This is a genomic window from Pseudoalteromonas sp. AOP31-A2-14, from assembly GCF_052378035.1.
Classification (GTDB): domain Bacteria; phylum Pseudomonadota; class Gammaproteobacteria; order Enterobacterales; family Alteromonadaceae; genus Pseudoalteromonas.
Map to the genome: position 1 here is coordinate 2,932,625 of NZ_JBQSXI010000001.1, position 22,088 is coordinate 2,954,712.

Annotated in this window: 21 protein-coding genes and 3 tRNA genes; 8 read left to right on the forward strand and 16 right to left on the reverse strand. The window is 39.3% G+C overall.

The window, feature by feature from the left end; genetic code table 11:
• Window positions 1-224: 224 nt before the first annotated feature.
• Entirely contained in the window at window positions 225-740 is a 516-nt protein-coding gene (locus tag ACT3S9_RS13585) for an SRPBCC family protein (RefSeq protein WP_441992852.1), read from the forward strand.
• Window positions 709-1,008, forward strand: coding sequence for a DUF2806 domain-containing protein (locus ACT3S9_RS13590; RefSeq protein ID WP_441836071.1), 300 nt, complete (start codon window positions 709-711; stop codon window positions 1,006-1,008). The genes ACT3S9_RS13585 and ACT3S9_RS13590 overlap by 32 nt, the downstream gene beginning before the upstream one ends.
• Window positions 1,009-1,166: 158 nt before the next feature.
• Here ACT3S9_RS13590 and ACT3S9_RS13595 read toward each other — a convergent pair whose 3' ends face one another.
• The 8 genes from ACT3S9_RS13595 to ACT3S9_RS13630 all read right to left on the reverse strand — a co-directional run bounded on the left by ACT3S9_RS13595 (window position 1,167) and on the right by ACT3S9_RS13630 (window position 7,159).
• The gene (locus tag ACT3S9_RS13595) at window positions 1,167-1,925 is read right to left on the reverse strand and encodes a TIGR04219 family outer membrane beta-barrel protein (RefSeq protein WP_441836072.1); all 759 of its coding nucleotides are present in this window, start codon (window positions 1,923-1,925) and stop codon (window positions 1,167-1,169) included.
• Between the two features lie 3 nt (window positions 1,926-1,928).
• Entirely contained in the window at window positions 1,929-2,915 is a 987-nt protein-coding gene (locus tag ACT3S9_RS13600) for a DUF2333 family protein (protein WP_441836073.1), read from the reverse strand.
• Window positions 2,916-2,923: 8 nt separating this feature from the next.
• A complete protein-coding gene (locus tag ACT3S9_RS13605) occupies window positions 2,924-3,445 on the reverse strand; it encodes a copper chaperone PCu(A)C (RefSeq protein ID WP_441836074.1) in 522 nt (173 codons plus the stop codon).
• A gap of 91 nt (window positions 3,446-3,536) precedes the next feature.
• Complete coding sequence (locus ACT3S9_RS13610) at window positions 3,537-3,869, reverse strand: hypothetical protein (protein WP_441836075.1); 333 nt, start codon at window positions 3,867-3,869, stop codon at window positions 3,537-3,539.
• A 9-nt stretch (window positions 3,870-3,878) separates the two neighbouring features.
• Complete coding sequence (locus ACT3S9_RS13615; RefSeq protein ID WP_441836076.1) at window positions 3,879-4,085, reverse strand: PspC domain-containing protein; 207 nt, start codon at window positions 4,083-4,085, stop codon at window positions 3,879-3,881.
• Window positions 4,086-4,093: 8 nt separating this feature from the next.
• On the reverse strand, window positions 4,094-4,768 hold the full coding sequence (locus ACT3S9_RS13620) for a PspA/IM30 family protein (RefSeq protein WP_441836077.1): 675 nt from the start codon (window positions 4,766-4,768) through the stop codon (window positions 4,094-4,096).
• A gap of 235 nt (window positions 4,769-5,003) precedes the next feature.
• The gene (dusA, locus tag ACT3S9_RS13625; RefSeq protein WP_441836078.1) at window positions 5,004-6,008 is read right to left on the reverse strand and encodes a tRNA dihydrouridine(20/20a) synthase DusA; all 1,005 of its coding nucleotides are present in this window, start codon (window positions 6,006-6,008) and stop codon (window positions 5,004-5,006) included.
• 494 nt (window positions 6,009-6,502) lie between these two features.
• Window positions 6,503-7,159, reverse strand: coding sequence for a LiaF domain-containing protein (locus ACT3S9_RS13630; protein ID WP_441836079.1), 657 nt, complete (start codon window positions 7,157-7,159; stop codon window positions 6,503-6,505).
• A 308-nt stretch (window positions 7,160-7,467) separates the two neighbouring features.
• Here ACT3S9_RS13630 and ACT3S9_RS13635 point away from each other — a divergent pair, with 308 nt between their 5' ends.
• The gene (locus tag ACT3S9_RS13635) at window positions 7,468-8,037 is read left to right on the forward strand and encodes a BON domain-containing protein (protein ID WP_441836080.1); all 570 of its coding nucleotides are present in this window, start codon (window positions 7,468-7,470) and stop codon (window positions 8,035-8,037) included.
• An 80-nt stretch (window positions 8,038-8,117) separates the two neighbouring features.
• Here the strand turns inward: ACT3S9_RS13635 and asd are convergent, their stop codons facing one another.
• Entirely contained in the window at window positions 8,118-8,984 is an 867-nt protein-coding gene (gene asd / locus ACT3S9_RS13640; protein WP_441836081.1) for an archaetidylserine decarboxylase, read from the reverse strand.
• A 17-nt stretch (window positions 8,985-9,001) separates the two neighbouring features.
• Window positions 9,002-10,060: a small ribosomal subunit biogenesis GTPase RsgA gene (gene rsgA / locus ACT3S9_RS13645; RefSeq protein ID WP_441836082.1), complete on the reverse strand. Its 1,059-nt coding sequence runs from the start codon at window positions 10,058-10,060 to the stop codon at window positions 9,002-9,004.
• Between the two features lie 120 nt (window positions 10,061-10,180).
• Here rsgA and orn point away from each other — a divergent pair, with 120 nt between their 5' ends.
• The 4 genes from orn (at window position 10,181) to ACT3S9_RS13665 (ending at window position 11,366) form a co-directional block, all read left to right on the forward strand.
• The gene (gene orn / locus ACT3S9_RS13650; protein ID WP_441993420.1) at window positions 10,181-10,726 is read left to right on the forward strand and encodes an oligoribonuclease; all 546 of its coding nucleotides are present in this window, start codon (window positions 10,181-10,183) and stop codon (window positions 10,724-10,726) included.
• Window positions 10,727-10,927: 201 nt separating this feature from the next.
• Window positions 10,928-11,003, forward strand: a tRNA-Gly gene (locus ACT3S9_RS13655).
• A 66-nt stretch (window positions 11,004-11,069) separates the two neighbouring features.
• Window positions 11,070-11,145 (forward strand) — tRNA-Gly (locus ACT3S9_RS13660).
• 145 nt (window positions 11,146-11,290) lie between these two features.
• Window positions 11,291-11,366, forward strand: a tRNA-Gly gene (locus tag ACT3S9_RS13665).
• Between the two features lie 134 nt (window positions 11,367-11,500).
• Here the strand turns inward: ACT3S9_RS13665 and ACT3S9_RS13670 are convergent.
• The 6 genes from ACT3S9_RS13670 to ACT3S9_RS13695 all read right to left on the reverse strand — a co-directional run bounded on the left by ACT3S9_RS13670 (window position 11,501) and on the right by ACT3S9_RS13695 (window position 20,676).
• Window positions 11,501-13,576, reverse strand: a complete 2,076-nt coding sequence (locus ACT3S9_RS13670; protein WP_441995049.1) for a M13 family metallopeptidase — start codon at window positions 13,574-13,576, stop codon at window positions 11,501-11,503.
• A gap of 281 nt (window positions 13,577-13,857) precedes the next feature.
• A complete protein-coding gene (mutT, locus tag ACT3S9_RS13675) occupies window positions 13,858-14,268 on the reverse strand; it encodes an 8-oxo-dGTP diphosphatase MutT (protein ID WP_441995050.1) in 411 nt (136 codons plus the stop codon).
• A gap of 74 nt (window positions 14,269-14,342) precedes the next feature.
• Window positions 14,343-17,051, reverse strand: a complete 2,709-nt coding sequence (gene secA / locus ACT3S9_RS13680) for a preprotein translocase subunit SecA (RefSeq protein WP_441995871.1) — start codon at window positions 17,049-17,051, stop codon at window positions 14,343-14,345.
• 876 nt (window positions 17,052-17,927) lie between these two features.
• Window positions 17,928-18,539 (reverse strand): type I-F CRISPR-associated endoribonuclease Cas6/Csy4, encoded by a 612-nt coding sequence (gene cas6f, locus ACT3S9_RS13685; RefSeq protein ID WP_010554110.1) that lies wholly within the window; start codon window positions 18,537-18,539, stop codon window positions 17,928-17,930.
• A 2-nt stretch (window positions 18,540-18,541) separates the two neighbouring features.
• Entirely contained in the window at window positions 18,542-19,594 is a 1,053-nt protein-coding gene (gene csy3 / locus ACT3S9_RS13690) for a type I-F CRISPR-associated protein Csy3 (RefSeq protein WP_441995054.1), read from the reverse strand.
• Between the two features lie 14 nt (window positions 19,595-19,608).
• Window positions 19,609-20,676 carry a type I-F CRISPR-associated protein Csy2 gene (locus tag ACT3S9_RS13695; protein WP_444750992.1) on the reverse strand — a complete coding sequence of 356 codons (1,068 nt, stop codon included), beginning with the start codon at window positions 20,674-20,676 and terminating at the stop codon, window positions 19,609-19,611.
• Between the two features lie 50 nt (window positions 20,677-20,726).
• On the opposite strand from ACT3S9_RS13695, the gene ACT3S9_RS13700 reads away from it, so the two are divergent.
• Window positions 20,727-21,877, forward strand: a protein-coding gene (locus ACT3S9_RS13700; protein ID WP_086957897.1) for an IS3 family transposase whose coding sequence is annotated in 2 segments (ribosomal slippage) — window positions 20,727-20,982 and window positions 20,982-21,877 — 1,152 coding nt in all. Because the reading frame shifts where the segments join, the coding sequence is not laid out codon by codon here.
• Window positions 21,878-22,088 lie beyond the last annotated feature (211 nt).

Consider the following 22,088-nt stretch of genomic DNA (forward strand, 5'->3'; position numbering starts at 1 on the left):
TTTATTTCGGTATTTTTTAATACGTTTATCATTTTTATCGATGTGGTACATTGTCAATCATATATCATTCATAAACAGTTATATTTATCATTCATAAACAGTTATATTCGATGATGTTAATCTTGTTATTACAGTAATAATAATTAGTGAGTGGGAGCCAGCTAATCAAACTTATATATGCTTTTATAAAATCTATAATACTCATTTCCATTGTTACTTTGGTGGTGGGCTTGTTGCTACCCCAGCAATATAAAATAGATAAAACCATTGTAATTGAAGCTCCCCCCTCTCAACTACAAGCACTCATTAGCGATTTTAAACAATGGCCAAAATGGTCTCCATGGCAAAAAGTAGCGCCTGACATTAAATTTTCACTCGGTAATCCAAACGCAGGCGTTGGAGCACACCAGTTTTGGCAAAACCGCTGGGGCAGCGGTGAAATGACTATAACAGATATAACCCCCTCTAAAATTGGTATTAATATACTTTTTAATCAAGAGCATATAGCTGATGGCAACATTAGCTTTATAAAAGAGAAAAATACGACAATACTTTCTTGCCAATTGATTGGCGAAGTAAACACACCGATTGTAGGGGGCTATCTCGCACTGTTAAATAAATATATTTTAACTAATAGTGTCAAAATGGGCTTAAATAACTTAAAAACCACCACACAAATTAATCCGATTGAGCTTGATGAGAAAACTGATGAGTATAAAAGCAGCGCAAGCAAAGATTAATCGAGCCACTATTATTGAATCTCAACTTGGCTACAGTATTAGCAAAAAGCACAGAAAGTTAGGCGAAGCTAGTGACAACCGTTATGTTAATCAAGGCAGGACCCCCTTAGGGTATCAAATAAAAAGTGACTGTTCGCGATTAAGTAGAGCACAAAAACGTCAGCAGCTACGGCTTATTAAGCGACAGCAAAATATTGAAACTATTATGTCACTGGCAATGAGTTTTTGTTGTGACGTTACCAGAGTTAATTCCCCTGATAGCGATTGAATCGAGCGCTTTATTGCTCTTTGTGAAGATACGTCTAATGACCCCTCCAAAACTGTAAGTACAGCACTAGGAGATGAGTTTGCAGTAACGTGGCACAGTAAAAATAGTGCCACGTTATCTACTAACTCAAAGCAAATTAAGCCTATAAACTTAATTTGTTAGAAGTGAATTTGCACACCCGCGAATGGGCCTGATGCGTCGATATCGGTATAAATGCCATCAATATCATCAAGCTCTAATGTCATTGAGCGATAACCTGCTTTAACATCTAAATCAATCGCTAGGTTATCAAGTAATGCATACGCAATACCGGCTTGGTAGTCTTGTACTTTGCTGTCATCTATTGCCAATAAGCTACCTTCAAAGAACACGCTTAACCCCGTAAGCGGTAAACCCACTTCGGCACGGCCATAAGCAAGAGGTACAAAACCTGAAAATTCTACAGTTTCTGTATTTAAACCTGTTGCACTGTCACGCACAGTAATTTCACCGTCAAACTGTTTAGCATTAAGACCTAAATCAATAGACACTAAATCGTTGTCGAATATTTCATAATATAAAATATAATCAACGTGTGATAAGTCACTAACCGTATTAACTGAAGAGCCTAGAGGAAACACAGCATCACCAAACTCAAAACCTTCATCTAGAGAAGCTGAGCCATTAAGCTCTAAATCTGTATACTTAAGCTTGATATTAGGCACCAACGGAATTGGATGCTCTAAAGCTGCATAATAACTAGTATAGGTTTCATCTTCAAAATCGAAGGCTTGCATATTTCCTTTATCAGCAAAACTACCGCTGTTATCCGAATGCCAACCGTCTGCACCTATATAAAGTCCCAATAAAGTATCAGCCTGCACGGCGGGGGCTACACATGCCATTGAAAGGGCGGCTGCTAAACAATACTTTTTCATTTTTTATCCTTGCGCTAAAAGTTCGCTAAGTTCAATTAAAGCCGCATTGGCTCGAGATATATAGTTTGCCATTACTAGTGAGTGATTGGCAACAAAACCAAAGCCATCACCATTTAAAATCATCGGGCTCCATAAACTTTCTTGAGTGGCCTCTAACTCACGAATAATTTGCTGCAAACTGACACGGGCATTTTTCTTTTCTAAAACATCCGCAAAATCATATTCAACGGCTTGTAAAAAATGCAATAAAGCCCAGGTTGCACCACGAGATTCATAAAATACATCATCAATTTTAAGCCACGGTGTTTTCGTTTGGTTTTCAAGTGGCTTGTAGGTTGCCTGATGTGCAGCGCTGTCACCGGCTAAATCAGTGTTAAGGCGGTCTTGACCTACACTTGCACCTAATCGCTGGCTTAAACTACCTAAGCGCTTTTCAGCTTCTTTTAACCATCCACGCAAGTTATCTGCACGGGCATAAAACTGACTTTGTCGATCGCCACTGTCACTGATCTGGCTGCGATAGACAATCAGTAAATCAATGCCTTGTTGGTACTCACTCTCTGCACTTGGCCACGCCCATGCTTCTGAATTAATATTAAATTGTGGCTGAGCGTTTTTAAGCGCTTCGTGCTCAGTTGACTGTGATTGAGAACGGCTAAAACCTTTACGCATGGAAAGCACTAAATCGCGCGTCATTTCTAAAGCCCCATACTCCCAAGCTGGCATGTTATCCATTATTACACTTGGTGGTAATACATCATTTGATAGATAACCACCGGGCTTATTAAGTAAAGTGCTGGCCACCTCAATAAGTGTTGATGTGGTTGTATAGCCGGTCACAAAATCTTCACCGCGTTGTTGTGCCTGTTGCTTAGCGTGACTTACTACATCGATTCGGTTTGGTTCACTGCTCCAATAAATAGCGATAGCATAAAAAGCAATCAATATTAATACCAGTGCTGTAACAATCTTCCCTTTGTGTTGTGACATTTTACCTCCTAATGATGTGAGTGCGAGTGCGTATCTTCAGTTTTTTTCGCCGCTTGGCTGGCAAGTGATACCACCGTTGCTTGAGTAAAAATTCTATTGCCATCACTAAAATATAGTGTGAGTTTGCGTTGTTGGCCTTCTTTTAATGGCTCTTCTGGTTCAAATGCCATTAAATGGTAGCTGCCTGGCTGAAACTTTATTTCACTATGGGCTTTTATTTCAAGGCTTTCAACTTGCTGCATTTTCATCATACCATCAACATGGCGATGCTCATGAATCTCAACGCGCCCTAGGCCATCTATTTCGGCTTTAACTAAAGTAATAGCGGTATCACTATGATTTATAAGATTTAAGTAACCAGCAGTTGATTTACTCGCAGGTAAAAACTCACGCACTTGTGCATCGCTAACCATTACATTAACTGCACCATCATCATGGCTGTGGCCGCTATGGGCGTTTACATTAAAAACCACAAAGCTTGTTGCAATAAGTATAGTTGTTAATAGAGAAGATACTCTTTTACTGATCATTTAAGCCCCTAGTATAAACATGTGTATAGGTGTAAATATAAATTAATAACCCCCTAAATTTAACATGTTTATAAAAAAATAGTCAGTTAATTTAAGAAGCCACGGTTTTGTTATCACTCACTAACCAACAGACCAAGGCTATCAGTATTAATGGCCACGCAAAGGCACTTAAACCAAATAAAATGGCGAATAAACAAATTAAAGCTAGTAGTGCAAATACACCAACAATACCAAGGCTTATCAATACTGCCCCGGCTACTATTGAAATAACTGCAAACAGCGCACCAAATACTTCCATGCCCGCCCAGCTTAAGTCAGCAATCCATAAAGGGACTTGCCATATATCAAAAGCACTCAGTTCAAAAGGGCTAACAAAGTAAAGAAGCGCCATGAAAAAAAGCAGAGCTGTTATGGTGGTTTTCATTAGAAACTCCTAAGATGCGCGTTCGTCTAAGCAAAAATGGGCTATTAAATAACCGACACCAATTAGCACAGGTAATTGAATTAATAAAATAACACTGACAATTCTGGTAGCCCAAACAGGTAATTCAAAGCGTCTTGCTAAACCACTGCACACACCAAATATTTTTTTATTAGCTGGATTTTTTGACCACTTTTGATGATGTTGATAGGTATTCATAATGCCTCCTAAGCGAGTTCTTGTCGTTTACTTTTAAGTGCCTGCAACTCTTGCTCAAGTGCAGAGTTTTTAACGAGTTCATCTATCTGCTCAGCCGTATTATGGGCACTATTACTACCCGTTAAGTCGTAAGCATCAACTTGTGACTCAATTGACTCAACGCGCCTTTCTATAATTTCAAAACGCGCGAGTGCATCTGCTACTTTATCGCTATGTAACTGCTGCTTAACTTTTACGCGCGCCTGAAGTACTTGCTCTTTACGCAGATAACTCAGCTGCTTTGCTTTTGCTTCAGTTAACTTATTTTGTAAACGCTGGCAGTCGGCGGTTAATTTTTCTATTGATTCAGCGACGTTAGTAAGCTCAACTTGCTGATTTTGGATTTGAGTAGTAGTACGCTGCTTTTCAAGTAATGCCGCTTTAGCTAAATCATCGCGGTTTTTAAGCAGTGCTTTTTCAGCTTTAACCTGCCAAGCATCGCTATTTAATTGCTTAGCTGCTAGCTCACGTTTAAGTTGTTTTTCTTGCATTAAAAAAGTAGCGGCTGTCGCACGACACTCAACAAGAGCATCTTGCATTTGCTGGATCAGTAAGTTTAATAATTTTTCTGGATCTTCCGCTTTATCTAAAGCCGCTGAAATATTCGATTGAATAATATCGTTAACGCGATTAATAACACCCATTTGATTCTCCTGTTGATTATCTTTTACAACTAAGAGATTCCAATTCTTATGCCAAGTTACATAGCTAGCATTTTACATATTTAAAATCAATACCTTGGCGATTAAAACTCATAAATTTAGTGACTGTAAGCTGAATGTAAAAATGCTAATTTGACTAAAAAATTAACTTTTTCACTAAATTTTAGGATCAAAAAAAGCCACTTAATAGCAGCTTTTTAGGCAGATTACGGATTACCTACTCGGGCACAAAACTAAGCGCTTTATCCATTACCGATAAATCAGCTTGCTTACCATGACCATTTTCAGACAAATGACGCCTAAATCCTCGTGCACCCGGTTGACCCTGAAATATTCCCAGCATATGGCGGGCAATATGCCAAAAGTTAGCACCTTGGCGCATTTCATCTTCAATATAATCATACATAGCGCGCACAACATCATGGCGTGAAAGTATAAATGGGCTATCACCATAAATTTTTTCATCTACTTCGCTTAAGATAAATGGATTGCTATAAGCTTCACGACCAATCATAACGCCATCTATTTGATTAAGATGCGTTAAACTATCAGCAATTGTTTTAACACCACCATTAATGCTTAAATCTAGTTGCGGGTAATCTTTTTTAAGCTGATAAACACGCGGATAATCAAGCGGCGGGACATCGCGGTTTTCTTTTGGGCTTAACCCACTGAGCCATGCTTTACGGGCATGAATAATAAAGTCATTACAACCCACTTTATGGCTTGCTTCAATCAGCGCACACAAAAACTCATAAGAGTCTTGTTCGTCAATTCCAATACGGGTTTTAACTGTTACCGGAATATCTACCTCAGCCTTCATCGCAGCTACACATTCAGCAACAAGTGCAGGTTCGCCCATTAAGCAGGCGCCAAAGCGGCCTTTTTTCACGCGATCTGATGGGCAACCTACATTTAAGTTTATTTCATCATAGTCACGCTCAGCGGCAAGCTTAGCGCATTTGGCTAAATCATCAGGATCAGAGCCACCTAACTGTAAAGCAACAGGGTTTTCGTGGTGGTTAAAATGTAAATAATCACCGCGACCAAATAAAATAGCACCAGTTGTTATCATTTCTGTGTAAAGCACCGTATGTTTTGTCATTTTACGGTGAAAAGTGCGACAGTGACGGTCTGTCCAATCAAGCATTGGAGCCACACTAAAGCGACGAAAGCTTTGATTTAAAGGAGCTTTATTTTGAGTTAAGGTCTTACCATTCATAAAAATTATTCCAAATTGCCTTACTGGGCACACTTAATTAATCGCGGGGTTTTTAAAAACGTAATTGCTTTTAAAAGTATAAAAATCAAGCGGCGGATTATATACCCAAACCACCTCAAGATGCGAGTTTCAGTTGGAATTAAAAGCGATTTAGGCAAGGCATTGATTGCAAGTAATAGTGGTTCTATTATTAAAATCAATAACGCAGTATAAATCGCTTTAAACCAACCTATTGGGCGTTTCACAGGCACTTACTCTCATCGTTGCTACTTCTTAAAAGGGACTGCCATTGTTGCAAAGTAACGCCTTGATATTAAGCCCCTGCGAAACGCTGAATTCTGCATCTTGAGGTGGCTTGGGTATAAATCAGCTAACCACGTATAACATTGAAGGAGGAAGGTATCTTATTAGGTAGGTCTTAACATTGGCTGCACTTTTGCAAGGAGCGCTATATCATGCTCATCACAAAAGCGAATTAAATAATGCCAAATATCTTAAGGCTTATTCATACTTTGCCAGCTGCTGCGCAGGCTGTTGGCAAAACTGACAAACTTTTCTTTAATGGTACGTTTTATTTTAATTTCAACTGAGCCTAATATCACCTCGCCTTCGATGGTAATCGTCGGACCTTGACGTTTATTAAGCGAGACCGATTTGTTTTCAACACTGCCTATAATACTAAATATTTTTGATACAACATTAACGTGTTCAGGTACATAAATTTCGTCGCTGCCTAATACGCAACGCACATGAATAGTGACGTGTTGGTGTTCAAAAATAGCATCCGTAAAATCAAGCTCAATAGAGCCCAACACGTTAGTTAGGTAAATATGCTTGGGCACTAACCACTGGCCGCTACGTTCGTTAGAACCTAAGATACTACGTAGCTGTAGGGTTTCTTCTGTGCTGTTGTGGCTATAGTTTGGCGTAAATTGCGCATGCTTTTCGCTATGGTAGTTTTTATCTACTTTTAGTTCTAAATCACTGACTAAACCAATCAGTGCTTCATTATTGCTAGCCTCCATGGCTTTATCTAAGCGTCGCTCAAATGCATCAGCAGAGATCACTGCATGGCTGTAGTTATAGATCAGCTGGTCTATCACTTCTTCTCGCACTTGTTCGATGGGACGATCTGCTAATTTTACGCTCATGGTTATTCCTTATATATTTTTAACAAACTAGAAAGCAATACTCACGCCACTTTTTTTACTAATAATATCAGCTAATTATATTTAAATGTAATTATAATCATTAGTTATATTAACGATAGATTAATAAAAAATGCTATTTTATAGTCAATTCTACATTAGCTGAATAAATTACTTGTCCGTCTGTAAATAATTACCAAAGATATTATTCACTGTTAAAGTTAAACCGTAACCTACTGATTATTAATAATTATAATCTTGGCATGCTATTCGCTTAGATATAACTGTCTTTAATCAGAAGGAGAGAGATTATGAAAACATTTAATAAGTCTATGATCGCCGCATTAGTTCTAGGTACAACAGCTATGGGTGCAAATGCTAGTAATTGGGAAAATGAAAGTAAAGATGCGTGGATTGATGGTAAAGCAGAAACCGTTCTGCTAATGAATACCAACTTAAATAATTTTGACATCAATACAGATGTTAAAAACGGCGAAGTCGTTTTAACGGGTAAAGTAAATAACGACCTTGATAAAGAATTGGCTGAAGAGCTAGTGTTAAGCCTTGAAGGCGTTAGTGATATTGATAATCAACTTACCGTGGTTAAAGACGCTAAAACAGCAAATTCTGCGATGGATAAAGAGATGGACGACTCAGAAAGTGATTTAACAGATGCTAAAATTAGCACGGTGATCACTACTCGTTACTTATTTACCTCAGAAGTGGGTGGCACTGACATTGATGTCGATACCGACAATGGTGTAGTAACACTTAATGGTTCTGTTAAATCAGATGCTGAAAAACAATTAGCGGTTAAAATTGCCAAAAATGCTGAAGATGTTCGCAGCGTAGTTGATGAACTGACTGTTGTTGCTGAATAATTTAAGTTATAAATTATCAAAAAGCCCAGTATTGCTGGGCTTTTCTATGTTTAACGGCTGTCTATTTAAGATCAAACACCTTAATCAACTATTTTAGCAAAAGCTTCACCCATGCGGGTCACTGTTTCAGGCTGCTCTGAGTCTAAAATATCCGCTTTATTAGCACCCCAAGCAAGCACCACTGTCGAGCCCAATTTAAAGCGCCCCATTTCTTCACCTTTTTTAAGCGTAATAGCTTGTTCGCCTGATTTAGGGTAGTTCCAGCTAAATACATCTTTACCTGCCGGTGGCGTGACAGTACCCGCCCAAACAGTTTCAATGCTTGCAACAATTGTAGCACCAACTAAGACCATTGCTAATGGGCCAATTTCAGTATCAAAAATAGCCACAACACGCTCGTTACGCGCAAATAGGTTAGGGACATTTTGTGCTGTTAATGGGTTTACAGAAAATAAATCACCTGGCACGTAAATCATTTTACTCAGCGTGCCATCAATCGGCATATGAATTCGGTGATAGTCTTTCGGCGCTAAATAAATAGTCGCAAATTTACCACCAAGCATAGGCTCGCTGTCTTTTTCATTACCACCTAATAACGCTTGTAAGCTGTAATTGTGGCCTTTAGCTTGGATTAACTGTCCATCAACAATGTCACCTAACTGACTAATTGCGCCATCAACAGGCTGGCTAATAATGTCTTTATCTTCAACGAGCGGTCTAACGCCATCTTTAAGAGGACGTGTGAAAAACTCATTAAAAGTTTTATAATATTCTGGGTTCGAATGCTCTGCTTCAGCCATGTTAACTTTATATTGTTTAATAAATAACTTAATTAAACTTGTTGTTAGCCAACCCGCTTTTGCAGCCGCTAATTTACCCACCATGCGTGATAAAAAATGTTTGGGCATTACGTACTGCAGGGTAATTTTTAATTTATCTAAGCTCACTTTTTTTCTTCCTAAAATTATACGCGCGGAGCACGAGCACCGGCACGGCCATCGGCCATTGTTTCTAAAATTCTGTGGTAGCTATCAAAGCGTAACCCTGAGATGTCACCGTCATCCACTGCTTGGCGAATAATACAACCTGGATCGTTCAAATGCTTACAGTCTCTGAAGCGGCAACCACCTATAAATTCACGAAACTCTTTAAAACACCACGTCACTCGCTCAACATCTAAATGCCATAAACCAAACTCACGAATACCTGGTGAATCAATCAAATTACCGCCTGACGGTAAATGGTGTAATCGTGATACGGTGGTGGTATGTTGCCCTAACCCACTATTTTCAGAGACTTGTTTAGTTAGGATTTCCGCATCAGGTAAAACAGTATTAACTAATGTCGATTTACCCACACCACTTTGACCAACAAAAATATTATTTTTGCCTACCAATGCTTGTTTAAGCTCAACGATACCTTCGCCGCTTGTATTACTCACTAATAACACTTGATACCCAAGCCCACGGTAAATATCTAAAGTGCTATTAATAACTGCTAAACCTTCGTCATCTATTAAGTCGATTTTATTCAGCACTAAAATAGGCTCGATACCCATATCTTCACAGGCAACAAGGTAACGGTCGATAATACTCGCGGTAAATTCAGGTAATACTGCCGACACCATTAATATTTGATCGATATTAGCAGCAACTACTTTTACACCGTCGTAAAAGTCAGGGCGAGTTAACTGTGAACGGCGCTCTTGGATTGCTTCAATAACGCCCGCTAAATCACCTTCGCTGACTTTAGCGCGGCGAAAAATAACTTCATCACCACATACAATACCAGACACGGTACGGCGAATATTACAGCGTAAAACTTCACCGGTTTGGGTTTCAATATCCGCATGCTGTCCAAAACGGCTAATCACCACCGCATCTTCAGTGGGGCCTAAATTGTCTGTTTGCCATTGCGAGCCTTCACCTTTTGCAGGTTTGTCACCAGCACTTGATAAACGCTTTTGATGGTTAGCCTTTATCCTACGGGATTGGCCTTTACTTAATTTTTTCTGCTTCGCCACTTTTGGCCTTAAAATAAGTTAAATGTCGGCTTTTTGGAAAAAAAGCTTTAGGTCGACGGTTGATACTAATATGATATATCGAAATGCGCTGGATCTAAAGGAAGCACCGCTTAGGTAATTATGTCTTTTCATAAATCAAATTTAATCTGGCTTGACCTCGAAATGACAGGTCTTGAACCAGTAACAGATAAAATACTCGAAATTGCCACTATTGTCACCGATAGTGAGTTAAACATTCTGGCTGAAGGGCCAACAGTCGCTATTCATCAAAGCGACGAACTGCTCAATGGCATGGATGAATGGTGCACCACGCAACATGGCAAGTCTGGGTTAACAGCACGCTGTAAAGCCAGTAAATTTAACGAGCAAGATGCAGTTGAGCAAACCTTAGAATTTTTAAAGCAATGGGTTCCAGAGGCCACATCACCTATGTGCGGTAACTCGATTGGCCAAGATCGTCGCTTTATGAATAAATATATGCCAACACTTGAAGATTTCTTTCATTACAGAAATTTAGACGTAAGCACAATTAAAGAGCTTGCTCGTCGCTGGAAACCTGATGTACTTGAACAAGTGAACAAAAAAGGCTCACACCTTGCTTTAGACGACATAAAAGATTCGATTATGGAATTAAAAATCTACCGAGAAAATTTCTTTAAATTGTAAAAAACACTTGCAAACACATCGGATTATTGTAAAATCCTGCCCCGCTTAAGACGATAACCCTCGCGGGGTTAATGTGTTTAAGTAACTTGATAATCAATATTTTTTATTTGAAAAAATATTGATACGGCACTAGCTCAGTTGCCAGAACGTTCTACCGCGACTTGTCGCGCACAACGGACAAATTACTGACTAACTTGAAATGCGGCACTAGCTCAGTTGGTAGAGCGCGACCTTGCCAAGGTCGAGGTCACGAGTTCGAGCCTCGTGTGCCGCTCCAATTTCAACCAAAGAAATTGCAGCAACTAGATAATTTCAAGTTAAATCTTCAAAATGAAGTTACAATGCGGCACTAGCTCAGTTGGTAGAGCGCGACCTTGCCAAGGTCGAGGTCACGAGTTCGAGCCTCGTGTGCCGCTCCAATTTCAACCAAAGAAATTGCAGCAACTAGATAATTTCAAGTTAAAATCTTCAAAATGAAGTTACAATGCGGCACTAGCTCAGTTGCCAGAACGTTCTACCGCGACTTGTCGCGCACAACGGACAAATTACTGACTAACTTGAAATGCGGCACTAGCTCAGTTGGTAGAGCGCGACCTTGCCAAGGTCGAGGTCACGAGTTCGAGCCTCGTGTGCCGCTCCAATATCTTATTTATATTTTCCCTCATTATTCATTACCAAATATTATTTAACTAATTCTTTTTACTATTTTTTATCCAGCCATAAAAAAACGGCACTCAGTACCGTTTTTTAATTCTTATAGCTTTGTATCAATAACTACCAAATTTTTACGCGATCTTCAGGTTTGATATACATTTTGTCACCTTCTTTGACATCAAACGCTTCATAAAATTCAGGCATATTCGACAAAATACCAATCACACGGTAGTGGCTTGGCGAATGAGGGTCTGTCATTAATCGGTTACGCAGTTCTTCATTACGATACTTACGACGCCAAATTTGTGACCACCCCATAAAGAAGCGCTGATCGCCTGTGTAACCATCAATAATTGGCGCTTTGTCCTTATCACCTAAGGATAGTTGGTAAGCTTTATAAGCAACAGTTAGGCCGCCTAAATCACCAATATTTTCGCCTAATGTTAGTTCGCCGTTTACACTCGCATCTTCAAAAGGTTTATATTCGTTATATTGTTCAACTAACTGACTTGTACGCGCTTCAAATTGCTTAAGGTCTGACTCGCTCCACCAATCACGTAAATTGCCGTCACCATCATATTTAGCACCTTGGTCGTCAAAACCATGACCTAATTCATGACCAATTACAGCACCAATCGCACCGTAATTAACTGCATCATCAGCTTCTAAATTAAAAAATGGGGGCTGTAGAATAGCCGCTGGAAATACAATCTCGTTATTGACTGGATTATAGTAAGCATTCACTGTTTGTGGCGTCATGTGCCACTCAGAGCGATCTACAGGCTTGTCTAGTTTTGCAATCATATCGTCGTATGACCACTGACTATGGCGAATATAGTTACCCACTAAATCATCCGCTTTAATTTCAAGATCAGAGTAGTCTTTCCATTTATCTGGATAACCAATTTTAGGGGTAAACTTATCAAGTTTTTGCTGTGCAGCCACTTTTGTTTCAGGGCTCATCCATTCAAGGTTTTTAATTGCTACGCCATAACCTTTGATCACGTTATCAACCAGCTCTTCCATACGCGCTTTAGCTTCAGGCGGGAAGTTTTCTTTAACGTATACTTTACCTAAAATTTCACCAAGCACACTATTTGATGCATCAACGGTTTTTTTCCACAGTGGCGCTTGTTCTTCAACGCCACGTAAAGTGGTGCTATAAAAATCAAAGTGAAGATCAACTAAATCTTTATCTAATAAGCCTGCATAGTTGCTAATAAAATGAAACTTAAGGTAATTCTGCCACGTAGCTAAATCGGTATCTTTATAAATATCCGCAAGTTTTTCAAAGTAACTCGGTTGACGAACAATAAGCTCTTCGGTGTTAATACCTGACGCTTTAAAGTATGCTTCAAGGTCAAGTTCACCGGTTAACTTACTTGCATCAGCCACTGTCATTTTATTGTATGCTTTAGTGGCATTACGGCTTTCAACACGGCTCCACTGAGCATTGGCAATGCTGGTTTCAAGAGCGACGATACTTTCAGCTGCAGCTTCAGCATCTTTAACACCAGCACGGGTTAATACGTCACTAATATAAGTTTGGTATTGCGCACGAATAGTAGTGAACTTTTCTTCTTCTTTTAAGTAGTAATCGCGATCAGGTAGGCCTAAACCCGACTGAAAAACATAAAGAGCATTTTCACTTGAGTTTTTAGCGTCGTTATTTACATACCAACCAAATGGGACACTTCCGCCTTTGGTGCGAAGATCTGCCATTAACTCAACTAGATCTGATTTATTTTTTATTGTATCAACGCTATCAAGCGTGCCTTGTAATGGTTTTATACCTAGCGCTTCACGCTTGGTTTCGTCCATATAGCTGTTATAAAAATCGGCAAGCTTAGCTTCATCAGAGCCTGGTTCAACATTTGTGTTTGCTGCGGCTTTTTCAAGCACGGTTTTCATGGCTTTTTGCGACTCGTCAAAAAGCTGAGTGAACGAGCCATAATTAGACTTATCGCCCGGAATTTCAGTTTTCTCAAGCCATTGTCCGTTCATGTGATAATAAAAATCATCTTGAGCACGTACAGATTTATCCATGTTCTCAAGTTTTACACCTGAGTTTAATTGTGTTGGCGCTTCGCTTACAGTTGTTTGCTCTGGTGTGTTAACTTCTTGTTGTTTTTCACCACAACCAACTAACCCAAGCGCAAGTGCGATACTTGCCGCGGTGAGTGTTACTTTTTTCATATAAATCTCGTTTGTTAGGTAATTTAATGAACAATTTTCTTATCGATTTTGATAAACCATCGATTGAGCATTCTCAATGCCATCATAAACCGCATTAGCTAAACATGAAAATTGAATATGTAACAAATTTTATCAAAAAGAGGTGAGGTGCATTTTTATGCGATGAAAAGAGGAGTAGAACTCTTGTTAGGACGACTTTATAACGTATTGCCAGTTACAGCAGGTGACAATAAAAAGCGCAAAATACGGTTTAGAAAGTAAGTCTGCGCCTTTCGCTGATACTAATTAGAAGATGAGCTATAAATACTTTTTATCTTATTAATAATTGCTACATTCGCTGCAGGGAAGTTATAATCATCAAGTGCATTAATTACAATCCACCGTCCTTGCTGCCCTTCAGCGCCATGTGCTTCGCCACTAAAGTCATCAACAATGTGTACATCTAAACGCACAGACTTATCATTATAGTCATGTTCAATAACCATAAGTTCTTTGGAGCTATGAACGTTCAGGCTTACTTCTTCACGTAATTCACGTTTAAGGGCCGCTAATACGGTTTCGCCTTGCTCAACTTTACCGCCTGGAAACTCCCATAAACCGCCTTGGTGCTTATCATCTGGACGCTTACAAATAAACAACTGATTACTTTTATAAATAACTCCAACAGCGACATGGATGATTTTTTTTGTCATTTTTTCTATTCCTAAAAATAATTATAAAAAAAGCGACGCTAGCGTCGCTTTTTCTATATTACTACAAGCTTATATTACTTTAACTTACCGCAACATTGCTTATACTTTTGACCGGAACCACATGGGCAAGGCTCGTTACGCCCTACCTTTGGCTCTGCTCGCTGGTTAGCTACAGCGCCTTGTGGTGTTTCGCCACCAACGTGTTCAGCCTCTTCATGTTGATATTCGCGAGGTGTATTTTCGCTTTTGCGATGTTGCTCTTCAACTTTATCAACATCTTCTTCAGCGCGAACTTTTACTTTACTTAGAATACCAACTACATCAACTTTTAAGTTCTCAAGCATTTCTGAAAATAACTCGAAAGACTCACGCTTATACTCTTGCTTAGGGTTCTTTTGCGCGTAACCACGTAAGTGAATACCTTGGCGTAAATGATCCATCGCAGCTAGGTGATCTTTCCAATGTTGGTCTAGGCTTTGCAACATAATCGCTTTTTCGAATTGACGGATAACTGAATCACCTACCATCTCTTCTTTTTGCTTATATGCTTGCTCTACTGACTCTTCAATACGTTCACGTAGCTTTTCTTCGTAAAGTTTATTGTCATCTGCAAGCCATTGAGCAATTGGCAGCTCAATTAAGAAGTCTTGTTTTAAGCGCTCTTCAAGACCTTGAATATCCCACATTTCAGCTAAGCTTTGCGGTGCAATATATTGGTCAATTAAGTTACCCAGTACATCGGCACGAATAACTGCGATGGTTTCTGAAATATCACCTTCTTCTAGTAACTCGTTACGTTGAGAGTAAACTACACGACGCTGATCGTTAGCCACATCATCGTATTCAAGTAGTTGTTTACGTACATCGAAGTTACGTGCTTCTACTTTACGTTGGGCGTTTTCAATTGCGCGATTAACCCATGGATGCTCAATAGCTTCGCCGTGTTGCATACCTAGTTTACGCATCATATTGGTCATGCGCTCACCAGCGAATATACGCATTAATGCGTCATCCATTGATAAGTAGAAACGGCTCGACCCTGCATCACCCTGACGACCCGAACGACCACGTAGTTGGTTATCAATACGACGAGACTCATGACGCTCAGTACCGATAATATGCAAGCCACCAGCTTCAATTACTGCATCATGGCGTATTTGCCATGCATCTTTAATAGCTTTTATTTGTTCATCTGTTGGGTTGTCAAGTTTTTCAATTTCACTACCCCAGTTACCGCCTAATACGATATCAGTACCACGACCCGCCATATTAGTCGCAATAGTCACTGTACCCGGTAAACCTGCGTCTGAAACGATATCCGCTTCTTGAGCATGGAACTTGGCATTTAGTACATTATGCTTAGTTTTTTCTTTACGTAAAAATTGCGATAAGTACTCTGAACTTTCAATTGAAACCGTACCAACAAGTACCGGCTGACCGCGCTCTTGGCAATCTTTAATATCAGCCAAAATCGCTTCGTACTTTTCTTCTTGAGTTAAATACACTAAGTCAGCACGATCATCACGAACCATCGGTTTATTAGTTGGGATAACAACAGTATCTAAACCATAAATTGACTGAAACTCAAAAGCTTCAGTATCGGCAGTACCTGTCATACCCGCAAGAACATCGTACAAGCGGAAGTAGTTTTGAAAGGTAATTGATGCCAGCGTTTGGTTTTCGTTTTGAATTTTTACATTTTCTTTCGCTTCAACAGCTTGATGTAAACCTTCAGACCAACGGCGACCTTCCATAGTACGACCAGTATGCTCATCAACAATGATTACTTCGTTTTCTTTTACAACGTAATCAACATCTTTTTGATACAGCTTATGGGCACGAAGCGCTGAGTAAACGTGGCTTAACAGGGTGATACTGCTTGCTGAATAAAGTGAATCTCCTTCTTCAATCAAGCCTCGCTCAGTTAATAAGTCTTCAACCTTTATTTGACCACGTTCAGTTAAATGAACTTGCTTTGATTTTTCATCAATCGTGAAATCGCCATCGCCTTCTACGCCCTCTTCATCTTCTTTTTCTTGAAGCTCAAGTAACGGAACAACCTTGTTGATTTCAATATATAGCTCAGAACCATCTTCAGCAGGGCCTGAAATAACCAACGGTGTACGTGCTTCATCGATCAAAATAGAATCCACTTCATCGACGACCGCATAATAAAGTGGACGCTGTACACGTTCTTCAATATTAAATGCCATGTTGTCACGTAGGTAATCAAAACCGAACTCATTATTGGTACCGTAAGTTATATCAGCCGTATACGCTTGTTTTTTTTGGTCTGGCATCATGCCTGGCACGTTGCAACCGACTGTTAAACCTAAAAATTCAAACAATGGACGGTTAGTCTCCGCATCACGCTTTGCAAGATAGTCATTCACGGTAATAACGTGAACACCTTTCCCGGTTAAACCATGCAAATAAGCAGGTAAAGAAGCTGTTAAGGTTTTACCCTCACCGGTACGCATTTCTGCAATGCGACCTTGGTTTAAAACCATGCCACCTATTAACTGTACGTCAAAGTGACGCATGCTGTTTACACGTTTCGATGCTTCACGTACCACAGCAAATGCTTCTGGTAAAATGTCATCAAGACTTTGTCCGTCATCGTAACGTTGTCTAAATTCAGCTGTTTTGGCTTTCAGATCTTCATCTGAAAGTGCTTCTAATTGCGTTTCAAGCGCATTGATAAGCGCGACCGTCTTTCTAAGATTTTTAATAGTGCGATCATTGCGACTACCAAAAACCTTGGTAAATAAATTAGATATCATGATAAAACCGTTACAATCTTCTGTTTGTTAGTTGTGTATCAACTAACCCATTTGTTATAATTGATAATTAATATATGGCTTATAAAGAACATATTAATTATCAATTTAATACTTTTCGTATATCAAGCGCCGCTTAATACGTGCGCTACTATAACAGACTCTGCCACACAACAAACTACCCGTTTAACCTGATAGCCATTTTAGTCAAAAAATTAGTGACATATACGTAAAGTTAAAATTATTAGTGTTCTGAATTATCAGCAACTGTATAGATATGGCGGCACTTTATGTCGCTGCAAGCAAAGCGTGACATACACTGGTTAAATATATTAGTAACTTACAATTAATCTGCAACCATTCAATGACATAAAATACAACCATACAATGACATAATGACATAATGACATAATGACATAATGACATAATGACATAATGACATAATGACATAATGACATAATGACATAATGACATAATGACATAAATATTATTACACTAAAAACAAAAAACCAGCCTTTAAATATAAGACTGGTTTTTTCAATTACTACTCACTGCCTTTTCGGCAGAGTTACATTAACTTAAACATCGAATCGATTGTTTTTATCTTCAGCTGCCTATACGGCAGGTCACATTGAGCGGTCAACTATTATAATAGAGCCGTCATTATCAGCTGCCTATACGGCAGATCACCTTTATTTCGATGGCACATGTAATCCAAATCCATTCTCAGCTGCCTACTCGGCAGGTCACTATAAAAGTAGCTAAGCTTATTTATATAATTCATATAATTAAAAAGCAAATTCAATTTTACCCATATTTTTATATGCTTGCTCAGAGGGTTCTGTTATCAACGGCTTATAATGAAGACATTAATAAAGGTTAATTACTTTCTATTAAAGGTGATAAATCAGGAACCGTGCCCTTAAACTTTTCATTTGAGGAAAAACCATAATTACTCAAGACTGGCTCTGCTTGGCAATCGGCATCTTGCTTTTGAATATGAAGAATATAATCTTCTTGTGAACTCTTACTAGTCATAGCTACCCTATGAAATATATCAATCTCTCGGGGAGCTTCGAGCTTTTTAGGATTAAAATCTTCACCTCTTGCTAATGCTCTTTTTTGCAGGCGCTTTAATCTTCTCCTACTTTCACCTGTGAATATTTTTGCTACCGACTGATTACGTATAAAACGTACTTCTTGGCAACTGTCAGGAACGGTTGAAATTTGGCTTATTTTAAAAAAGCCACAATCTTGCATGTCAACAAAGTATGCTTGCTCTTTAAGGCTGTTTAAAACCTCCATATCCTTATGAACAAAAGCAATTACATTGCCAATTGATGAGTCTGACCAAGCAGGAAACGTAACTCCCATTCCTTCAATATTATGCTTTAAAATAAACCCATGCATGATAGAAATACAACGGCCAGTAAGCAGCGCTAGATTGGCTTGTTTTGGTAAAAAGTGGACTGTGAAGTAATACCTTTGCATAACTACGCCTTTTTAGCCTCTGCTTTTTTCTGGAACATTCCGCCCTTAATCAATACAGAAAATAAATAATAAATAGCTGGGTCTATATTTTCATTTTTATTAGTAATACAATTTTTAAGGGCTGATAAATACCATTCAGTATTTTTGAAAATAGAATAAAAGTTCTGCTCAGAATCGGGAGGACGTCGGGCAATGCCTATTTCTTTATCTGCACCAAACTCATGCACACGTAATCTTTTACTTGCATCCTCATCCCACCAATCATCAATTGACTGAAGCGCTGCACCTATTTTTACTGAATTAAAACTTACAGCGTAACGGCCATCTGCACACTTAGATTTTACAAACTGTTTTGAGGCCTCTCCTTGCTTAACCTTGTCGTTAAGGGTTTGGCTTGGGTAAACCTCTTGGCAAAATGAGGCTTCTATTTTCGCGGTTATATCGGCACTCCAAAACACATTGGGATCAGTTAATGCGCTCTCAATTTCATTACTTAGTTCCTCTAGTACTCTTTGATCATCAGAAGCCCACTTACTTTCCCAAGCCAACTTACGGGTGTTATCGATTAAATAACGATTCCCTTTGCTGGTTTTAATTTCAATTTGAGTGTTACCCGTGTTTTGATTACGCCAAAGCCATGTACCCAACAAAATATTTCGACAATATCTTACAGCTAACTCTTTATAACCCCCGCACTCTTTAAATGTTGTGGCCAACTCTTTTAATAAAGAGAAAATCTCTGGGTCACTACAGCCTGAAGGAGCCAACGAGTTAGCCTTTACCCTCAAAGAAAACCTGCAAAATATATGTTCGACATTTGGAGGCACATAACACTCTTCTAGAGTTAATATATTGTTATGTGTTAAGTCCTGAGGTGAGATGTTTTTTGGAAAAAACTGCGGGGTGAATGCTTCAGTAAAACCAGATTTAGGGCCTCGAATTTTATTAATATCAGCCTCTAGAGGAACAAAATCAGAGTCAGCCGTTTTATAAAAAAACACAGCTTTACCAGGGTAAAGCGAGCGGTCATATTTTAATATATTACATAGTTCCATTAAGTATTTTCCGGTTAAACTTTTTTCATTAGCATAAACTTTTCTTGTGCATCTAGCACCCAAAAAGCGCTATTAAAATAGTTACCAATACCTTTTAACCTAACACTAATGGCCGTTTCGTATTTCACCACTCCTATTGCTGGTTCAGCATAACAATGTAGCTTTTCAAGCGCTCCTACTCTAGCTTTGGCTTCAGTAAGTAACATATACCCCGTCATAGATGGGCTCAATTTAGAGTCGTTATTTAATAGCAAGAGTAGCGCATCTAAATCCCCTATTTTGTGCTCCGTTGGCATTACCCAGCAACCTGATAAAGGGAGTCGCCTTAACTTTTCAAACAGCTGATTTTCATTACTATACAAACAGCACCAATTTACGTTTGAAGAAAGCTGAGGCTGATGCATAACACCACCTGCAAAGGTAGATGGGAAATGCGCTTTCAAAATATCTGGCTCACTATCTACTTTTTGTAAATCATCATCATAGCCATCAATATGTACTATTAAATCAAATACCAAGTCACAGTATTTTCCATCAATAATTCCTGGGCGCTTAAGCTTATTTCGCTGAGCGCCTTGCAGGCTGAGTTCAGGAAGCTTTTTCCCTGCAACCGCAGCGTAATCCTTAATAAACCATGAAAAAGATGTGAATCGTACATTTGTCCTAAGCGCCTCATTAAGTTTTCTTTGGTAGCTATGAAGCATGCCCCAAACAGCGGTTAAAGATGGAATACCTGAGCAGTAAGGGTTCGATAACGCTTGTGCATCAAACACACGCAAGCCGCTTAAATGTAAATAACGAAAATGTTCTTCATCTACTTCTATCGGTTCATTTTTTTGATCTGTAAGGTTGATAAGTAGCCAATGTAAAGCTGCTTTCAAAGGGCTCATTAATTTAGGATGAAAAGCATACCTTTGTGTCATATGCACTTTGCCCAGCATCTCATTTAGTAAGCTAAATAAGGGAATAGTTAGCGAAGGGAGTTCATCGTCGGGCAGCGATAGTATTTTATACTCTAGTTGGTCTGAAGCACTCTCAAGCTGTTCTAAGTCATGCCCATTCTCAATAATGATCTGAACCAATAGTTTTGGACACCTCATTAAGTGAGTAAACTAACTCATAGAGGTGAAACATGACAACTAAGACCAAACGTAAATCCTATTCAGAAGAATTCAAAGAAGAAGCACTAAAGCTGGCGAGTAAAGTAGGTTTTGCTCAAGCTGCCAGAGAATTAAGTGTCGCAGAGTCCCAGCTTTACTATTGGCGAACTGCTGCTCTGAAAAAGGCATCTACATCAGATAGAGAAAGTACGTTAGCTACCGAGAATGCTCGTTTGAAACGCCAACTAGCGGTGCAAGCAGAGGAGCTAGACATATTAAAAAAAGCCGCCACCTACTTCGCGAAAAATCAAAAATAACACGATTTGAATTTATGCAAAGCTACCGAAGCACATTCAGCGTTATCAGAATGGCTAAGGTACTTTGTGTATCGCCAAGTGGGTTTTATGCATGGATAAAATCATGTGAGCACGTGTGTAAGCGCAAACAACAACAGCAAATGTTAGATACTCAGGTCAAAGCCGTATTTGTTGACAGTAAAGAGCGAGACGGTGCGAGACGTATCCAAGTCGAGCTGGCGGAGCAAGGGAATAAACATGATGTAAAAACCATCAACAGAAGCATGGGACGTCAGGGTTTAGTAGCTAAAGCAGCTCGTAAATTCAAGTCGACCACCGACAGTAAACACAATTTACCTGTGGCCCCTAATTTACTTGAGCAGAACTTTACCGCCGATAAGCCCAACCAAAAATGGGCAGGTGATATCACGTATCTAATGACCAGCGAAGGATGGCTTTACCTCGCTGTGATTATCGACCTGTACTCGCGCTCAGTGATTGGTTGGTCAATGAGTACACGCATGACATCATCTTTGGTGTGTGACGCCCTGCAAATGGCTATCTGGCGCCGAGGTAGACCTAAAGATGTCATTGTACATAGTGATAGAGGCAGCCAATATGCTTCCCATGCTTATCGTGATTTATTAAGCGAACATCATTTAATGCAAAGTATGAGTCGTAAAGGCAACTGCTGGGATAATGCGTGTGTGGAAAGCTTCTTCCATTCACTCAAGGTCGAAGCCATCCAATATGAGCCTATTATGAACCGAGAAACCATGAGGCAGCATGTATTTGAATATATAGAAATTGATTACAACAAAAAGAGAAGGCATAGTGCGTTAGGCTATTTAAGCCCCGAGAAATTTGAACAACTAAATGTCGCTTAACGAAGTGTCCACTAATGATGGTTCAGATCAGACGGTCAGATAAACTCGTTTTTGGACAAAAACGAGTTAGAGCCGGAGGGCGGATCTGTAAAATGTATAGTGATAACAACATCCTGCTAAGCCGCAGAAACGGAGTTGATTGTTTGATAGCTACCAGTACAATTAAGTATTTAGGAGCCTCATCACATAATTGCATTCCCCAGCCTTTATT